Below are 15740 nucleotides of genomic sequence, written 5' to 3'. Positions count from 1 at the left end.
TTCCTTCTATTCCAAGCCCATCATGACCGATTCCCTCTACCTCCCCGCTGCCCGCCTGCGCCCCGCCGCCATCACGCTGCCCGGCTCCAAAAGCATCAGCAACCGCACCCTGCTGTTGGCCGCCCTGTCCGACAACGCTTGCCGCATCGACAACCTGCTCGATGCCGACGACACCCGCCATATGCTCGCCGCGCTGCAAAGCCTCGGCGTCCGCATTGAACATCATGGAGGCGGCAGTTACACCGTGCACGGCTGCGGCGGCCGTTTCCCACGGCGGCAGGCCGATTTGTTCCTCGGCAACGCCGGCACCGCCTTCCGCCCGCTCACCGCCACCCTGGCTCTGCTTGGCGGCGATTACCATCTGCACGGCGTGGCACGGATGCACGAACGCCCCATCGGCGATTTGGTCGATGCCCTGCGCCAAGCCGGAGCCAATATCCGTTATGAAGGCCAGACAGGCTATCCGCCGCTACACATCAGCGAGCGGCAGGTCGGCGGCCAGAGCCGCATCGCCGTGCGCGGCAACGTGTCCAGCCAATTTCTCACCGCCCTCCTGATGGCCTTGCCGCTCACCGGCCAGGCGCACGAAATCGAAGTACAGGGCGAGCTGATTTCCAAACCCTATATCGACATCACGCTCAAACTGATGGCGCAATTCGGCGTTCAGGTAGCCCACGACAGCCATCGGCTGTTCAGGCTACCTGAAACAGCCCGTTACCACGCCCCGGCCAACCTTCACGTGGAAGGCGATGCCTCCGGCGCATCCTATTTCCTTGCCGCCGGCCTGCTCGCCGCCACTCCCGTGCGCGTGTACGGTATCGGGTGGCACAGCATCCAGGGCGACACTGCGTTTGCCGTCGAGCTGGAAAAAATCGGCGCCGCCGTGGAGTGGGGCGAAAATTATATTCAGGTAGCCCGCCGCCCCGGCCAGCGCATCCGCCCCTTCGATTTGGATGCCAACCACATCCCCGATGCGGCAATGACCCTGGCCGTGGTGGCACTTGCTGCCGGCGCGCGTTGCAGCCTGCGCAATATCGGCTCATGGCGCGTGAAAGAAACCGACCGCATCGCCGCCATGGCCGCCGAACTGCGCAAACTTGGCGCACGGGTGGAAGAGGAAGCCGAAGCCATCCACATCACCCCGCCGCCCCGCCTAGTCGCCAATGCCCGCATCGCCACTTACGATGACCACCGCATGGCCATGTGCTTCTCGCTGGTTTCCCTGCTTGGCGTGTCCGTGTATATCAACGACCCGCAATGCGTGAACAAAACCTTTCCCGATTATTTCCGATTGTTTGGATCCATGTGGGCGTAAGGGCTATTTGAGATTCCGCAGGGTATATTTAATGCCTGCACGCCACCGCACCGAAGGCTACCTGAAATCCATTTTTCAGGTAGCCTTTCACACAAAACCGCTCCCAAGTTTCCCTGCGGGCAGCTGTTTGGTGTAAGCGGGCTAAGCGCTTGGTTTGGAGACACTAAAATCTTCACTTGGCTCTTCTCTTTCACCAGGGCTTCAAAGCCTTCGCTCACGATGTCTTGCAGCTTGATGCGTTTGGTAACCAGCTTGTTTTTCGGGAAGTAGCCTTGTTCCATCAGTTGCAATACGGCGTGGAAAATGTCGCGGTAGGCGATGATGCCTTTCACAGTTTTTTCCTTAATCACGATTTCGTTCGGGTGGATGGAGGCTTCGTTTTCCCAAATGCTCACGATCACGCATTTGCCGTCGTTTTCCACGGCTTCGATGGCCTGTTTCAGCACGGGAGCCACGCCGGTTATCTCAAACGACACGTTTACGTCGTCATCGTTTTCGACTTTGATGTGTTCTACCACATTCACTTTGGAGGGGTTGACCACCACAGCACCCAGTTTGCGAGCTTTGGCTTGGCGTTCGGGAGAAAGCTCAATGGCGTAGATGATGGTGGCACCGGCAGCATGCAGGGCTTTGAAGCTGCTTTGGCGCACGGCATACAGGGCTGCGGCAGCGGGCTCTGACGTACCCTGTTCGTAGTCGATGCTGTCGGACAATTTGTGGCACAATTCGCCGTCTACCACGCAGTAGCTGGTGAATCCGCTATCGGCAGCCAGGCCGACAAAGCTGAGGTTTTTACCAAGGTTGTATTTGCCTTTGAGTCCGTCTTTGTCCAAAATCGGCCCAACGGTTATGCAGTCACCTACTTTCACATTGGTGGTTACGCCTGTTCCCACTTCCACGATTTCGCTGGCAAATTCGTGGTCGGGCGTGAGCGGGCCTTTGCGGCTGGAATAGGGGTGCTCTTTCTCTACCAGGATAAAGATAGGGCCGTTGAGGTATTCGTGCAGGTCCGCTGCCGCAGATGCCGGTGTATTTCACAGCGATTTTCACTTATGACGGGCGTGTGATTTCGGGAATGGCTACGTCTTCCACACGGATGTCGCGGCGACCGTACCATCTTACAGTTTTCATTGTACTCATATCAGTATCATTATTAGGTTGAGTTAAGAACGAGGATCGATTTTAGAAATTTTGGGCGGCAGTTTCGAGTAGACTTAGGCTATTATTCTGATATTATTTTTCAGGTAGCTGAATAAAATGGACAGTTTCTGGCAACTTTGTTAAGAATTTAAAATGTTAAGAATTTAAAATTTATGATTGAAATACAAGAAATTACCTACCGCTATTCACAGGCACAGGAAAACGCACTCGACAGCGTGAGCTTGCCAGTGGCCGAGGGGGCGGCGCTGGGCTTGCTCGGCCCAAACGGCGCAGGCAAAACCACGCTGATGTCGCTTTTGGCCGGGCTTTTGCCGGTGCAGAGCGGGCAGATTTTGTTTGACGGCGTGCTGCTGGGCAGGCTGCCGGCCAAAGAGCGGCAGCGTATTTCTCTGGTGCCGCAGGATTTTGCCTTTTATCCCTTGCTCTCGGTGTGGGACAATATGCGCTTTTTTGCCGCGCTGTATGCCGTGCGCGACGAAGGCTACCTGAGAACCCTGCTGGAGCAGGCCGGCCTGGCCGTACACCGAGCGAAGCTGGCTAAACACCTTTCCGGCGGCCTGAAGCGGCGGCTGAATTTCGCCATCGGCCTCATCAACTGCCCCAAGCTGATTTTTTTGGACGAAATCACCGTAGGCATCGACCCCGAATCGCGCCGCTTTATTTTGGATAGCGTGGCCGCGCTCACGCAGCAAGGCATCACGGTGGTGTACACCTCGCATTATTTGCAGGAAATCGAGCTGTTGTGCCGCGATATTGCGCTGCTGCACGGCGGGCGGCTGGTGTATCACGGCGGCTTGCATGAGGTGCTGCGCCAAGGCGGGCAATCTGGTCTGGCCCTGCGCACCGTGCCGCCGCTGCCCGATGCCGAGCTGGCCGCGTTGCAAGGCCGCCGTGCCGCCGACGGTACCCTGCATTTCGATACCGATACGCCCGCCGAACTGCTGGCCGCGCTGCAAGATAAAGGCTACGCCGCCGAAGCCTGCCGTTTCGGCTTTGCTTCGCTGGAAAGTTTTTATTTGGACTTCTTGTCCAAGCAGGCTACCTGAAAACCATAAAACGAATATGATCAAACCCATGCAAGCATCCCATCCCACAAGGCCGGCCTCATGTTAGCCGCCGCCATTGCGAAAGAACTCAAGCTGCTCAGCCGCGATCTGCACGGCGTGGCGGTGCTGTTTGTGATGCCGATTCTGTTTATGCTGATTATGTCGGCCGCCTTGAGCAGCAGCCGGGAAAACCTCAATCCCGATGCGCAAATCGTGCTGCTTGGTAAGCCCGGCAGCCAGCTCAACCAACAGTTTCTGCAAGCCCTGCAAAACGAGAAGCTGAAAGTGCAGCTGGCCGATAAAAGCCGCCTGGCCGAGTTTCAGCTAGCCTTACAGCGCGGCGAGGCCGATTTGCTGCTGCTTAATCCAAACGATGAAACCACCCCGCTGGAAAAAGAACAGCCCCTACGCCTGTGGCTCCAGCCCGATGCCGACCGCGGCTGGCTGCTCGGCATCAAAGGCCTGATGCGCCAGCACTACACCCAGGCACGCCTGGCGCAGTATTTCGATGGCAACGAAATCGTGTTGGACAACAACAAAAATCCCGCCGTGCGCCGCATTCAAGACCAAGTGAACAAAGAATTGGACAATAAGTTCGGCCAAATCGAAACTTATCTCGGGCGCGAAATGTGGCAGGAAACGTATCTGAACCGGCAGGGAGAGGCGGTGGAACAGCCCAACTCCGTGCAGCACAGCGTGCCCGCCTGGCTGATTTTCGGCATGTTTTTCATCATGATACCGCTATCCAACGTGATGGCGATGGAACGGCAGACCAACACGCTCACCCGCTTGAACATGGCGCGAGCCCCCGCTTGGAAACTCTTGGCTGCCAAGCTGATTCCCTACTTCTTAATCAACCAGTTGCAGTTTGCAGGCATGATTGCGCTGGGCGCATGGGTGCTGCCCCTGCTCGGCATGCCCTCCTTTGCGCTGGCCGGGGGCTGGGCGGGCTATGCCGCCGTATCCTGCGCCGTGAGCCTGGCCGCGCTGGGCTACGGGCTTTTGGTGAGCGTGCTGGCCAAAACCACCGAACACGCCGTGGTGCTGGGCGGCGGCGGCATCATCATCATGGCCGCACTGGGCGGCGTAATGGTGCCGGTGCATATCATGCCCGCGCTGATGCAGCAGCTCTCCCAGCTCTCGCCGATGGGCTGGGGCTTGTCCGCCTTCCAGAAACTGCTGTTAAACCATTACACCCTAGCGCAAATCGCCCCGCAGCTGCTGCGCCTGGCCGGTTTCGGCCTCGCCGTCCTCGCCGCCGCCGCCGCGCTCTACCGCCGCCAACTCAAAACCCAAGCGAGATTTTAAAGTGAACATGCCCGATTTAAGCTCCCCCGCGCTGGAGCAGGCCTTGAAAAGCCTGATTGTGCGCGAAACCGAAAAACAAGACGATGTGGACATGGCCGCCTTTGCCGACGACTCCCCGCTATTCGGCCCGGAAAGCCCGGTCGGCCTCGATTCGCTCGACGCGCTGCAAATCACCGTCGCCCTGCAAGCCCGTTACGGCGTGCGCCTCAACGGCGACCGCATGGTGCGCAAACACATGATGAACGTGCGCGATTTGGCCGCCTTTATCCGCGAACAGCACGGCGCATAAAGGCTACCTGAAAGTCTTTTTCAAGACCTGTTTGTAAAGCAAGAGTTAGGTTTTAAGCAGTAGCCAAATTTCAGGTAGCCTTCGCTATTTTTGCCTGTTCACCTTTGCGCCTCATGCCGGCGCGGGCACTTTCTTTTCTTTGCTTCGCCAAAGAAAAGAAAGCAAAAGAAAGGCGACTGCGGGCACAGGTTTGGCTTCACCAAACTTCCCTCACTCCACGCGATTTTTCGGGCGGGCTCGCAACTTTCGGCTAAGCCGCTTCGGGCATGCAAGCCCTTGTCCCCCGAAAAACCGCGCTCCGTTCGGCTGCACCAGCAGATAAGCATAGCTGCACCATTCGCACTGGAAAATTTGTGCCTAGTGGTTTGAATATTTTTGTTAAACAATTGTCTATATTTTTCAGGTAGCCTTAAGGGTGTAACCATGAACTCTAAAATCGCCCAACTCCAACAACGCAACGCCCAAGCCCGCTTGCAGCAGCGCTATGCCTTTTTAAACATTGCCGACATCCAATCCACAGATGGCGACATTGCTCGTCGGTTTGTCGACAGCGGTATCTACCGCACCGCCCGCCCGGCTGCCGCCGTGTTCCCGTTTCATCAAAACGGCATCATCGACCACCCGTTCCGCCAAGTCCAACACCAAGCCGCCCGCGCCGAAATGGTGCACCGGGTACGCGCCTTACTGGCCGATACGGCGTGGATAAGCCTAGAAGAAAATGGCTTCGGCTTCTGGGCGCGCATTTCCCTGCCCGCCTTGCAGGCCGCGTTGGATCATTGGTTTGAACAACATGACGATTTCGGGCTGTATCTTGAAAACGGCTATGCGCTAGCCATCCATGATGCGGAGTATGAATGGGAATTGCTGGAAATGCCGGGCAGACCGCTTGAGGCTACCTGAAAAATGAACACTGCAAACACTCCATCCCGAGCCGCCTATTTGTGCGGTAGCAGCTATTGGTGCGCACAAGGGCAGGGCAGCCGCCCGTTCGGGCTACCTGAAACCTCATTCTTGCCGCCCGTCCTCCGCACCGCCCAAGGCCTAGGGCAGCCGCGCGAGCTGCCGTATTTTGCCGCCTTCCCCGCCGCTCCGGCCACGCTGGCGCAGCTGTGCGGCTGGATTGAGGCTCAAATCCGCCAAGCCGCCGCCGCGGCCGGCTGGGAGGCAGACAACCTGGCCGGTATTCCCGTGTTCATCGGCTCCACCTCCTATGTGATGTCCGACCGCGAAGCCGCGCCGGCTGCTAGCCCCGAAGAAGAACACTACACCCTGTGTGAAATTGCAGGCTACCTGAAAACCCGTTTCCGCAGCCCCAACGTATTTAGCTTCGCCACCTCCTGCACCGCCGCCGCCCAAGCCCTGCTCGCCGCCGCCCGCAGCATCGAAAACGGCGTGACCGAACGTGCCATTGTGGTTGGCTTTGAAAGCTTCAACTGGCTCACCTTTGAGCATTTCCATGCCATGAACCTGCTCGACACCGAGCCGGGCAGGCTGCCGTTTCTTAATGCCGGCGGGCTGGTGTTGGGCGAAGGCATGGCTGCGCTGGCACTCTCTTCCCAGCCGCACCGTGATTACGTTTGCCGCCTGCACGGCTTCACTGCGCAAACCGACCACCTCAACCTCACCGCCTCTTCCGCCGAACCGCTGCACAGCCTGCTTGCCGAATGCCTGCGCTGCGCCGGAATGGCCGCGTCGGATTTATGCGGCGTGAAAACCCACGGCAGCGGCGGCTTGAGCGATGAAGTAGAAAAGCAGGTGCGCCGCCAAATCTGGCCGCATACTCCGTCCCTGCTGTTCAAACCCTACACCGGCCACACCCTCGGCGCCACCGCCGCTTTGGAAACCGCCCTGCATCACTCAGCCCTGCAACAAGGCCGCCTGCCGCCCCTGCCTGTTGCCGCTTCGGATTTTCCCCTGCCCACCCTGCACGGCCAGCCGCTGCCAAACGGCAGCTATCTGAACTACTTCCTCGGCTTCGGCGGCAGTCATTGCGCTTGGGTGTTGGATTGGCAGGGTTGAGGCTACCTGAAAAGTATTGTTGATGATGTTGAATCCATTAAATCCAGGCCGAACCTTGGCCTATCTCCAAGCCACTGCCCGTTTTATCGCCGAGCCGCAGCAGCCCGATGCCGAACTGCACCGCCTTTTGCGCGAGCAATACGGCATCGATGTCCGCCGCCTGAGCCGTTTCACCTTGCTCGCCCTGCTTGGCGCTTTGCCGCTGTGCCAAGGGCTACCTGAAAACCCTGCCATTTATCTCGCCTCGCCGTTCAGCTCCCCCTCGCGCATGGCCGCGATGCAGCAAAAACTTGCCGCCAGCCAGCCCTCGCCGCTCGATTTCATGGCCAACCTCCACAACGCCGCTACCTTCCAGCTGGCGCAAATCCTCGGCAGCAGCGGCAACAGCGTGTTTCTCGCCGTCGATGCCGCCGATTGCCTCAGCCCGCTGTATGCCGTGCTGAATGCATTGCTGGCCGAGCCCGGGCAAACCGTGCTGCTGGGCTGGGCTTATGAGCAGTCGGGACAAGAGGAGCAGGAAGGCAGCATGTGGTGGCAAGTTTCAGGTAGCCTGCTGCCAGGGCAACATGGCTGGCGGATAAGTACCGCTACAATTGATGACGCCATCACCGTCATGCCGCACCAATTTGCCTTTCTGTCTGCGGCATTGGTCTTGGAAGAGCAGCTGTACGGCCGGGGCCGGCTTCTGCTGCCACCACACGGCATCTGGCCAGCGTTGCAAATAGAGACACTTTCTGCCAACAAGATAGGGTAGTTGAACTGATTAGAGACATTCCCGAACACCGCCTGTCTGTCAGCACACACAGCGTGATTCTGGATATATACGGTAAAGATGAGTGTGAAATTGAATTCGTGGGCGGAAACGGCGAAACCTTGGCCTTGCCCGTTTTAAACGGGCAGGCAGATTCTGAACCGGAGTAGGGGGGCTAATATATAGCCCATCATTGCACAGAGAATAGTGGGTAAAGCTCATCCTGCCAACATAATAAGGCTACCTGAAAGCTCCAGCTTCTACGAAGCTAAATTTCAGGTAGCCTTTTATGTTAGTTTGGCCAAATAGTAGAGAAGGTTTGTAGCAGCCAGAAAGGCCATAGCTGAAGCACTCATACAAGGCGAGCCAACGCAGTAGGATAGAGAAGTGCTTTAGCTATATACCAAGGCCACAACTGCAACTTTTCCCTGCCCTCCCATTTACATAAAAACCTATTGCCATACTAAATTAGTTTCCATTACTATACACTAATAATACTGATTATCAATAGAACAACTATTTTTAAGGGGCACACTCATGTTTGTTTGTGTTTGTAATGCCATTTCCGACCGCCAGATTCAAGAAACTGTTGCCGCCGGAGCCACCAGCCTTACTGACCTGCAAAACGCCTTGGGCGTGGCCACCTGCTGCGGCTGCTGCGCCGATTTGGCCGTTTCCTACCTAGGCAACCACAGCGATAACCATCAGGCTGCTGCCGGCAAAAACAATCTGCAATAGCCGCAGTTTTGCCACCGCGCACCCAGCTCGGCCAACCCTGTCCACACATTGACACTGCTGCCGTATTACGGCAGCATTTTGCTTTTCAGGTAGCCTCAACAATACACATCATGGACTTATTCAACACCAGCTCCGTTACCTTCGAGCAGCCCACCGCCATGCTGCGCGCCTGCCATGGCAAAGTAAAACGCTTCTGCAGCCAGCTGCACGCCCTGCCCGACTATCTGCAACAGCACGGCTACAACACTGTAGCTGAGCAAGCCGTTACCCAAATCTGTCACTATTTCAATGTAGCCGCTCTTCTACACCACCAAGACGAAGAAGAAGATTTCTTTCCCCTACTGCTGCAATACGCCCCCGAAGCCAAGGCGCTGATCCAAGAATTGGAAAGCGAACACCAATCCCTGCACAGCAGCTGGGATTTACTCAACCAACACCTGGCCTCCCTTGCCGACGGCACACCACTCAACCTCGAACTCATCTCCCGCTTCACTGCCGGCTACGACTTCCACATTCCACGCGAAGAGCAGCTGTTCGACCTAGGCGACCAAAAAATCTCCGAAGCCGAACTGCACATCATCGGCAAACGCATGGCCGCCAGGCGGCAAGGATAAGGGCTGAGTACCGTTCGACAATAAAATTAAAAGGCTACCTGAAAATCGGCTTCGCAGACATGTGCAAAGCCTACTTTCAGGTAGCCTTTCTGGTATTCAAAGCGGCTTCTGCATACCTCGTTGGTTTGCATCGTTCACTCTTTACAGAAAGCTTTATCGCTATACTGTGACAGTACAAGCAAAAAGCTACCTGAAAGTCTAGCTTCGCAGAAACTCGCGAGCTCGTTTTAACTGCGTTGAAGCTTACGCTTTCAGGTAGCCTTTATTGAAAGAACCAATCAAACTTAGCCGCCACAAACGCCGCAGCAGCCGCTTTCGGTGGTTTCGCCGTTGTTGTTGTCGGCATTGTTGAGCACCTTCAGCTCGGTATCATCCTGCACTTGCGGTGCATTGTTACCGGCGGATTCGGGCTGGAGGTTTTCGTTTTGGCTCATTGTCTTTCCTTTCATCGGATGTGTTGGCAGGAAAATAATACACCGTGATTTTAAAGCTGTTTGTCGGCAGTGGCCTCTTGCTGCTCCGATTCTTCTGCAGCCTGTGCGTTCAGCGGAACGGCAGCTTGGTCTTGCTCGGCAGCCTCATCTGCCAAAGCCGGAGCGGGTTCGGCAAGAGGCTGGTCAGTTTCGCCTGCATCTGTTGCCTCAGCGCTGCCGGCATCGGCGTCGTTGCCGCCACGCACATTGTGGCTGTAATCTTTCGGCGGACTGGGCTGCTTGCCTTCCATGATCTCCAGCACTTGGTCGCGATCGATGGTTTCCCACTCCATCAAGGCTTTACACATGGTTTCCATCTTATCGCGGTTTTCATCCAAAATTTTGTAGGCTACCGCATATTGTTCGTCCAGAATGCGGCGGATTTCGGCATCCACATCCTGCTGGGTTTTCTCGGAAATATGCTGCGAGCGGGTAATGCTGCGGCCAAGGAACACTTCACCTTCGTTTTCGGCATACACCATCACACCCATTTTTTCGCTCATGCCATAGCGCGTCACCATTTCGCGCGCTATCTGCGTGGCGCGTTCGAAATCGTTGGACGCGCCGGTGGAAATGCGGCCGACAAAAATATCTTCGGCAATGCGTCCGCCAAACAGGATGGCCAGTTGGCTCAGCATTTGGTCTTTATACATCGAAATGCGGTCGCGCTCCGGCAGCTGCCAGGTCAAGCCCAGCGCACGGCCGCGCGGCATAATGGTTACTTTATGCACCGGATCGGTAAACGGCAGGCTCTCGGCCACGATGGCATGGCCGGCTTCGTGATAAGCGGTGGCGCGTTTCTCGTCTTCGTGCATCACCATGCTGCGCCGCTCGGGGCCCATATAGATTTTATCTTTGGCATCTTCAAAGTCGCTCTGATCGACTTTGATTTTATTGCGGCGGCCGGCAAACAGTGCAGCCTCATTCACCAAGTTGGCCAAATCCGCGCCGGAAAAACCGGGTGTGCCGCGCGCCAGCGACACCAAATCCACCGAAGCATCCAGTGGCACTCTCTTAGCGTGCACTTTCAAAATCTGTTCGCGGCCGCGGATATCAGGCAACGGCACCACCACTTGGCGGTCGAAACGGCCGGGGCGCTGCAAGGCTGGGTCGAGTACATCCGGGCGATTGGTGGCAGCAATCACGATAACCGTTTGATTGCTTTCAAAACCATCCATCTCCACCAGCAGCTGGTTCAAAGTCTGTTCGCGTTCATCGTTGCCGCCACCCAAACCGGCACCACGCTGGCGGCCCACGGCATCGATTTCATCGATAAAGATGATACAGGGCGCATTTTTCTTAGCCTGCTCAAACATATCGCGCACGCGGGAAGCACCCACGCCCACAAACATTTCCACAAAGTCCGAGCCGGAGATGCTGAAAAATGGCACGCCTGCTTCGCCGGCAATCGCCTTGGCCAACAAAGTTTTACCTGTACCCGGGCTGCCGGCCAGCAAAATTCCGCGCGGCACGCGGCCGCCCAAGCTCTGATAACGGTTCGGCGCTTGGAGATAGTCCACAATTTCCTGCACTTCTTCTTTCGCCTCGTCGCAACCGGCCACATCGGCAAAGGTTACGCGGTTGGCATCTTTATCCAGCAGCCGGGCACGGCTTTTGCCGAAGGAAAACGCTCCGCCTTTGCCCCCGCCGCCGTTTTGCATGCGCAAAAAGTAGAACCAAGCGCCAATCAGCAACAATACCGGCAACAGGCTGGTGAAGAAAATATTGCTCCACAGGCCGGGCTTTTCTTCGGGGATATAGCGGAAATCAACGTTCTTATCCTGCAGCATCGTCAGGAGTTTGTCGTCCATCGGCGCATTGGTGTAGAACTTGGATTTGTCGGTGCGCTCGCCTTTGATCACATAACCACTCAGCAGCGTGCCTTCAATATCCACCTTGGCCACTTCGCCTTTGTTTACCTGCTGGATAAACTGCGAATAGTTGATCAGCTGTTTGTCTTCCCTCTTGCCTAGCAACGTTTGGGCCGAGGCAAGCAGCACCCCGGCCAGAAACAGCCAAACCAAAATCGTCCTAACAGTGTTACGCACGGTAACAAGCTCCTAACTATCAAAATGCCACAAATAAAAAACTAATGATAACCAGCATCTTGCTGATTACCGCTTATTCCTGCCCAGCAGATACACCTCGCTGGAACGGCTGCGCGAAGCCTTGGGCTTGCGCACCTGCACTTGGGCAAACACCCCGCGCATGGCCTGCATATATTCCTGAAAACCCGCGCCCTGAAACACCTTAACCAGCATATTGCCGCCGGTTTTCAGATGATCGGCGGCAAAATCCAGCGCCAGCTCGCACAAAACATAGCTGCGCGCCTGATCGGTTACCGCATTGCCCGACATATTGGGTGCCATATCGCAAATTACAAGGTCTAGCGCGCGGCCTTCGAGCAGGTTTTCCAACTCTTCCAACACCTCGTTTTCGCGAAAATCGCCTTGGATAAACGATACGCCTGTAATCGGCTCCATCGGCAAAATATCCAATGCGAACACCCTGCCCTGCGCCCCCACCAGCTTAACTGCCACCTGCGACCAACTGCCCGGCGCGCTGCCCAAATCGGCCAACACCGTACCGTTTTTAATCAACTTGTCTTTTTCGTTGATTTCCAGCAATTTGTATGCCGCCCGGGCACGGTAGCCGTCTTTTTGCGCCTGATGCACATAGGGGTCGTTCACGTGCTCGTTCAGCCAGCTTTTAGAGGATTTGGAACGGGTTGCCATCATCAATCCCAATCAAATAAACGGCCGCATTGTAGCCGATAAGGCTACCTGAAAACCACAATCGGGGTTTCAGGTAGCCTTCTGATGTGCCAATCCAAGGGCTCAAACATTAAAGCTTTCGCCGCAACCGCATTCGTTTTTCACGTTCGGGTTGGCGAATTTGAAGCCCTCCTGCAGGCCTTCTTTGGTGAAGTCCAACTCGGTGCCGTCGAGATAGATATGGCTTTTCGGATCAACCAATACTTTCACGCCGTGCCCTTCAAACACCAAATCATCGGGCAGGATTTCATCGGCAAATTCCAGCGTGTAGGCCATGCCGGAGCAGCCGCTGGTTTTCACGCCGATGCGGATGCCTTCGCCTTTGCCGCGCTTGGTGAGGAAGCTGCGGATGTGTTCGGCAGCGTTGGGTGTGAGTGTAATCATGGGGTTTCCTTTGTTTTAGGTTCTTAAGAGGCTGCCTGAAAAACAATATCAGGTTTTCAGGTAGCCTTTTGTCGGTTTACCGCCCAAGCAATGGCGGCGACTACAGCAGCTTTGGCCTGTGGGCTATTTTTCCAGCAAGTGCTGCCGGTGAGCGCCGCGCTCTGCTCCAATACATCGGCAACATCAGCAGCGGCCAGTTTGGCCACGTCGTCCAAACCCATTTGCTGTAAGCGTTGCAGCACGGTTTTGCCGATGCCTTTTTCGGCGAGCAGGGATTGAGCTTCTTCTGAGGTAAACATGGGGTTGTTCGGTATTTAGGTTAGCAAGACTTTTTTAGGAGCGCAGGCTACCTGAAAACGGAGTTTCTGCGAAGCTAAAGCGCAGCTTCAACGCCGTTAAAACCGTTAGGCAACGAAATGGTCGTACATGGCATCGATACCTGCGCAGGCATGTTGAACCGCTTCTTCCCAGTCGCCAGCCGTGTCTTCGGCACAAACAGTTTCCACCGAAGCGAAGCCTAAGAAACCACCGGACAATACTTTCAGGTAGCCTATTTCAGCTGGCTGTCCTTGCTACCGCGCCGGTTGTAGGCGGATCGGAATTGCTGTTGTTTATCGACCTCTTCTTGGCAGACGATGCACAACTGTACCCCGGGCAGGGCACAGCGGCGGGCTTCGGGAATCGGCTCGCCGCATTCGGCGCATTCGTGGGCGCTTTCACCGGAGGGCAGGTTTTGCCGAGCGGCGGCCAACGCGTCGTCTAAATTGGCGTCGATTTGCGCCTGTTCCGCGCCGTCGGGCGCCCAGCCACCGGCCATAGTTATACGCCTTTTTTCTTTTTATAATCGGCCACGGCGGCTTTCACTGCGTCTTCCGCCAAAATCGAGCAGTGGATTTTCACGGGCGGCAGTTCCAATTCTTCGGCAATTTCGCTGTTTTTAATCGCCAGCGCGTCGTCCAGGCTTTTGCCTTTCACCCATTCGGTAATCAGGCTGGAAGAAGCGATAGCGGAGCCGCAGCCGTAAGTTTTAAATTTGGCGTCTTCGATGATGCCTTGGTCGTTCACTTTGATTTGCAGGCGCATTACGTCGCCGCAGGCGGGCGCACCCACCATGCCAGTGCCGACATTACTGTCGTCTTTATCGAGCGTGCCGACGTTGCGCGGATTTTCGTAGTGGTCAATAACTTTATCGCTGTATGCCATGATGTGTTTCCTTATTAAAAATTATGATGGTTTGTGATTGGATTAAGGCTACCTGAAAACGGAGTTTCTGCGAAGCTAAAGTTCTAGTTTCAACGAAATTAAAACGGGCAAAACAGATTCCTGCGAAGCTCAAGCGGGGCGGCTAAATTTTGCACGCACCGCCTTCACAGCCGTCATCGTTGTTTTCAGGATCAGTGCCGCCTTCCACGGTGATACCATCGAAGTCTTCGAGTAGGGCATCCAAATTATCAAGGTCTAGTTCTTGGTCGTTCATGGTTGTGTTCTTCAAAGTTTAATGTGGAATTAAGGCTACCTGAAAAAAGGATTTTGCTATTGTTGGGTTTTTAACCCAACCTACTTGCTAGGATTGGTAGATAAATCTCAGCCAGCCTTTTCTTTTAGAGCAAATCAATGTTCTGCCCACTCTACCGTACTCAAATCAATTCCTTCCTTAAACATCTCCCACAGCGGAGAAAGCTCGCGCAGTTTGCCGATTTTGGATTTAATCAGTTCTGCTGCAAACTGCACTTCTTCTTCGGTGGTCATGCGGCCGAAGGTGATGCGCAGAGATGAGTGCGCTAGTTCGTCGTTGCGGCCGAGCGCGCGCAGGACGTAGCTGGGTTCGAGCGAAGCGGAGGTACAGGCGGAGCCGCTGGATACGGCGAGTTCTTTCACTGCCATAATCAGGCTTTCGCCTTCGACGAAGTTGAAGCTGACGTTCAGGTTGTTCGGGGCGCGGTGTTCGAGGTCGCCGTTGATATAGACTTCTTCGATGCCTTCGATGCCTTTGAGGAAAATGTCGCGCAGTTTGGTGTAGTGCGCCATATCTTGCGCGAGTTCTTCTTTGGCGATGCGGAAGGCTTCGCCCATGCCGACGATTTGGTGGGTGGGCAGGGTGCCGCTGCGGAAACCGCGTTCATGGCCGCCGCCGTGCATTTGGGCTGCGAGGCGGACGCGGGGTTTGCGGCGGACGTATAGTGCGCCGATGCCTTTGGGGCCGTACACTTTGTGTCCGGACATGGACAGTAAGTCGATTTTGGCGGCTTCAACGTCCACAGGTATTTTGCCGCAGGCTTGGGCGGCATCGACGTGGAAGATGATTTTTTGTTCACGGCAGATTTCTCCGATGGCGGGGATGTCTTGAACCACGCCGATTTCGTTGTTTACCCACATCACGGAAATCAGGATGGTGTCGGGTCGGATGACAGCTTTGAGTTCGTCCAAATCGATCAGGCCGTTTTCTTGTACGCCGAGGTAGGTGACTTCAAAACCTTGGCGTTCGAGGTCGCGCATGGTGTCGAGCACGGCTTTGTGTTCGGTTTTGACGGTGATGAGGTGTTTGCCTTTGGATTTATAGAAGTTTGCCGCGCCTTTGATGGCGAGGTTGTCAGACTCAGTCGCGCCGCTGGTGAAGACGATTTCTTTGGGGTCGGCGTTAATCAGGGCGGCGATGTTGGCACGGGCTTTTTCAACAGCTTCTTCCGCCGTCCAGCCGAATGTGTGGCTGTTGGAGGCGGGGTTGCCGAAGATGTCGCTCAAATAGGGAATCATTTTTTCGGCCACGCGTTTGTCTACGGGGCAGGTGGCGGCGTAGTCGAGATAGATGGGGGTTTGTTTGGCCATGATTTTCTCTGTTTGGTATGTGGTTGTGTAATTAATTCATAG

General features: G+C 55.6%; 22 protein-coding genes. 10 read left to right on the top strand and 12 right to left on the bottom strand.

Translation table 11 applies throughout. From position 1 onward, the window contains the following. The first annotated feature begins 22 nt into the window (after nt 1-22). On the top strand, nt 23-1315 hold the full coding sequence (gene aroA, locus EZJ17_RS07730; protein WP_067441077.1) for a 3-phosphoshikimate 1-carboxyvinyltransferase: 1293 nt from the start codon (nt 23-25) through the stop codon (nt 1313-1315). Here aroA and EZJ17_RS07725 read toward each other — a convergent pair. After that, on the bottom strand, nt 1282-2289 hold the full coding sequence (locus EZJ17_RS07725; protein WP_282958265.1) for a zinc-binding dehydrogenase: 1008 nt from the start codon (nt 2287-2289) through the stop codon (nt 1282-1284). The two genes, aroA and EZJ17_RS07725, sit on opposite strands and share 34 nt — an antisense overlap. A gap of 339 nt (nt 2290-2628) precedes the next feature. Here EZJ17_RS07725 and EZJ17_RS07720 point away from each other — a divergent pair, with 339 nt between their 5' ends. The 9 genes from EZJ17_RS07720 (at nt 2629) to EZJ17_RS07680 (ending at nt 9241) form a co-directional block, all read left to right on the top strand. Next, the gene (locus EZJ17_RS07720) at nt 2629-3522 is read left to right on the top strand and encodes an ABC transporter ATP-binding protein (RefSeq protein WP_067441071.1); all 894 of its coding nucleotides are present in this window, start codon (nt 2629-2631) and stop codon (nt 3520-3522) included. Between the two features lie 60 nt (nt 3523-3582). Then, on the top strand, nt 3583-4830 hold the full coding sequence (locus EZJ17_RS07715; protein ID WP_067441068.1) for an ABC transporter permease: 1248 nt from the start codon (nt 3583-3585) through the stop codon (nt 4828-4830). Nucleotides 4831-4837: 7 nt separating this feature from the next. Further along, a complete protein-coding gene (locus EZJ17_RS07710) occupies nt 4838-5119 on the top strand; it encodes an acyl carrier protein (RefSeq protein WP_067441179.1) in 282 nt (93 codons plus the stop codon). A 423-nt stretch (nt 5120-5542) separates the two neighbouring features. Next, nucleotides 5543-6019, top strand: coding sequence for a hypothetical protein (locus EZJ17_RS07705; protein ID WP_067441065.1), 477 nt, complete (start codon nt 5543-5545; stop codon nt 6017-6019). A gap of 3 nt (nt 6020-6022) precedes the next feature. Continuing rightward, nucleotides 6023-7138: a beta-ketoacyl synthase N-terminal-like domain-containing protein gene (locus tag EZJ17_RS07700; RefSeq protein WP_067441061.1), complete on the top strand. Its 1116-nt coding sequence runs from the start codon at nt 6023-6025 to the stop codon at nt 7136-7138. Nucleotides 7139-7193: 55 nt separating this feature from the next. Continuing rightward, nucleotides 7194-7892: a hypothetical protein gene (locus tag EZJ17_RS10645; RefSeq protein WP_151086366.1), complete on the top strand. Its 699-nt coding sequence runs from the start codon at nt 7194-7196 to the stop codon at nt 7890-7892. A 53-nt stretch (nt 7893-7945) separates the two neighbouring features. After that, on the top strand, nt 7946-8059 hold the full coding sequence (locus EZJ17_RS10965; protein ID WP_369799465.1) for a hypothetical protein: 114 nt from the start codon (nt 7946-7948) through the stop codon (nt 8057-8059). Nucleotides 8060-8426: 367 nt separating this feature from the next. Further along, entirely contained in the window at nt 8427-8627 is a 201-nt protein-coding gene (locus EZJ17_RS07685) for a (2Fe-2S)-binding protein (RefSeq protein ID WP_067441055.1), read from the top strand. A gap of 110 nt (nt 8628-8737) precedes the next feature. Next, nucleotides 8738-9241 (top strand): hemerythrin domain-containing protein, encoded by a 504-nt coding sequence (locus tag EZJ17_RS07680; protein WP_067441052.1) that lies wholly within the window; start codon nt 8738-8740, stop codon nt 9239-9241. Nucleotides 9242-9525: 284 nt separating this feature from the next. Here the strand turns inward: EZJ17_RS07680 and EZJ17_RS10335 are convergent, their stop codons facing one another. From EZJ17_RS10335 to EZJ17_RS07640, 11 genes are all read right to left on the bottom strand, one after another. Further along, the gene (locus EZJ17_RS10335; RefSeq protein WP_167508159.1) at nt 9526-9675 is read right to left on the bottom strand and encodes a hypothetical protein; all 150 of its coding nucleotides are present in this window, start codon (nt 9673-9675) and stop codon (nt 9526-9528) included. Between the two features lie 50 nt (nt 9676-9725). Next, nucleotides 9726-11762, bottom strand: a complete 2037-nt coding sequence (gene ftsH / locus EZJ17_RS07675; RefSeq protein ID WP_067444078.1) for an ATP-dependent zinc metalloprotease FtsH — start codon at nt 11760-11762, stop codon at nt 9726-9728. A gap of 66 nt (nt 11763-11828) precedes the next feature. Further along, complete coding sequence (gene rlmE, locus EZJ17_RS07670; protein WP_067444077.1) at nt 11829-12449, bottom strand: 23S rRNA (uridine(2552)-2'-O)-methyltransferase RlmE; 621 nt, start codon at nt 12447-12449, stop codon at nt 11829-11831. After that, nucleotides 12424-12555, bottom strand: coding sequence for a hypothetical protein (locus tag EZJ17_RS10835; protein ID WP_255362669.1), 132 nt, complete (start codon nt 12553-12555; stop codon nt 12424-12426). Before EZJ17_RS10835 ends, rlmE begins: the two co-directional genes overlap by 26 nt. Beyond that, a complete protein-coding gene (iscA, locus tag EZJ17_RS07665; protein ID WP_049257904.1) occupies nt 12552-12872 on the bottom strand; it encodes an iron-sulfur cluster assembly protein IscA in 321 nt (106 codons plus the stop codon). Before iscA ends, EZJ17_RS10835 begins: the two co-directional genes overlap by 4 nt. Nucleotides 12873-12928: 56 nt before the next feature. Continuing rightward, a complete protein-coding gene (locus EZJ17_RS07660) occupies nt 12929-13171 on the bottom strand; it encodes a recombinase RecA (RefSeq protein ID WP_067444073.1) in 243 nt (80 codons plus the stop codon). 105 nt (nt 13172-13276) lie between these two features. Continuing rightward, nucleotides 13277-13408, bottom strand: a complete 132-nt coding sequence (locus EZJ17_RS10830; RefSeq protein WP_255362668.1) for a hypothetical protein — start codon at nt 13406-13408, stop codon at nt 13277-13279. Nucleotides 13409-13422: 14 nt separating this feature from the next. Next, nucleotides 13423-13689 carry a DksA/TraR family C4-type zinc finger protein gene (locus EZJ17_RS07650; protein ID WP_067441041.1) on the bottom strand — a complete coding sequence of 89 codons (267 nt, stop codon included), beginning with the start codon at nt 13687-13689 and terminating at the stop codon, nt 13423-13425. A 2-nt stretch (nt 13690-13691) separates the two neighbouring features. Continuing rightward, nucleotides 13692-14075, bottom strand: a complete 384-nt coding sequence (iscU, locus tag EZJ17_RS07645; RefSeq protein WP_067441038.1) for a Fe-S cluster assembly scaffold IscU — start codon at nt 14073-14075, stop codon at nt 13692-13694. A 142-nt stretch (nt 14076-14217) separates the two neighbouring features. After that, nucleotides 14218-14349 (bottom strand): hypothetical protein, encoded by a 132-nt coding sequence (locus EZJ17_RS10825; protein ID WP_255361152.1) that lies wholly within the window; start codon nt 14347-14349, stop codon nt 14218-14220. A gap of 134 nt (nt 14350-14483) precedes the next feature. Further along, complete coding sequence (locus EZJ17_RS07640; RefSeq protein WP_067441035.1) at nt 14484-15698, bottom strand: IscS subfamily cysteine desulfurase; 1215 nt, start codon at nt 15696-15698, stop codon at nt 14484-14486. Nucleotides 15699-15740 lie beyond the last annotated feature (42 nt).

The sequence above is a fragment of the Eikenella exigua genome (genome assembly GCF_008805035.1).
Classification (GTDB): domain Bacteria; phylum Pseudomonadota; class Gammaproteobacteria; order Burkholderiales; family Neisseriaceae; genus Eikenella; species Eikenella exigua.
The sequence above is the reverse complement of the archived record's forward strand: the minus strand, read 5'-3'. Positions and strand labels throughout refer to the sequence as shown.

What these genes read in the sequence shown, in the direction of transcription:
- rlmE (WP_067444077.1), bottom strand. Translation starts at nt 12,449, where the DNA reads ATGGCAACCCGTTCCAAATCCTCTAAAAGCTGGCTGAACGAGCACGTG.
- EZJ17_RS07680 (WP_067441052.1), top strand. Translation starts at nt 8,738, where the DNA reads ATGGACTTATTCAACACCAGCTCCGTTACCTTCGAGCAGCCCACCGCC.
- iscU (WP_067441038.1), bottom strand. Translation starts at nt 14,075, where the DNA reads ATGGCATACAGCGATAAAGTTATTGACCACTACGAAAATCCGCGCAAC.
- EZJ17_RS07720 (WP_067441071.1), top strand. Translation starts at nt 2,629, where the DNA reads ATGATTGAAATACAAGAAATTACCTACCGCTATTCACAGGCACAGGAA.
- EZJ17_RS07700 (WP_067441061.1), top strand. Translation starts at nt 6,023, where the DNA reads ATGAACACTGCAAACACTCCATCCCGAGCCGCCTATTTGTGCGGTAGC.
- EZJ17_RS10825 (WP_255361152.1), bottom strand. Translation starts at nt 14,349, where the DNA reads ATGAACGACCAAGAACTAGACCTTGATAATTTGGATGCCCTACTCGAA.
- EZJ17_RS07640 (WP_067441035.1), bottom strand. Translation starts at nt 15,698, where the DNA reads ATGGCCAAACAAACCCCCATCTATCTCGACTACGCCGCCACCTGCCCC.
- EZJ17_RS07715 (WP_067441068.1), top strand. Translation starts at nt 3,583, where the DNA reads ATGTTAGCCGCCGCCATTGCGAAAGAACTCAAGCTGCTCAGCCGCGAT.
- EZJ17_RS07650 (WP_067441041.1), bottom strand. Translation starts at nt 13,689, where the DNA reads ATGGCCGGTGGCTGGGCGCCCGACGGCGCGGAACAGGCGCAAATCGAC.
- EZJ17_RS07705 (WP_067441065.1), top strand. Translation starts at nt 5,543, where the DNA reads ATGAACTCTAAAATCGCCCAACTCCAACAACGCAACGCCCAAGCCCGC.
- EZJ17_RS07710 (WP_067441179.1), top strand. Translation starts at nt 4,838, where the DNA reads ATGCCCGATTTAAGCTCCCCCGCGCTGGAGCAGGCCTTGAAAAGCCTG.
- aroA (WP_067441077.1), top strand. Translation starts at nt 23, where the DNA reads ATGACCGATTCCCTCTACCTCCCCGCTGCCCGCCTGCGCCCCGCCGCC.
- EZJ17_RS07660 (WP_067444073.1), bottom strand. Translation starts at nt 13,171, where the DNA reads ATGTTTACCTCAGAAGAAGCTCAATCCCTGCTCGCCGAAAAAGGCATC.
- iscA (WP_049257904.1), bottom strand. Translation starts at nt 12,872, where the DNA reads ATGATTACACTCACACCCAACGCTGCCGAACACATCCGCAGCTTCCTC.
- EZJ17_RS07685 (WP_067441055.1), top strand. Translation starts at nt 8,427, where the DNA reads ATGTTTGTTTGTGTTTGTAATGCCATTTCCGACCGCCAGATTCAAGAA.
- EZJ17_RS10335 (WP_167508159.1), bottom strand. Translation starts at nt 9,675, where the DNA reads ATGAGCCAAAACGAAAACCTCCAGCCCGAATCCGCCGGTAACAATGCA.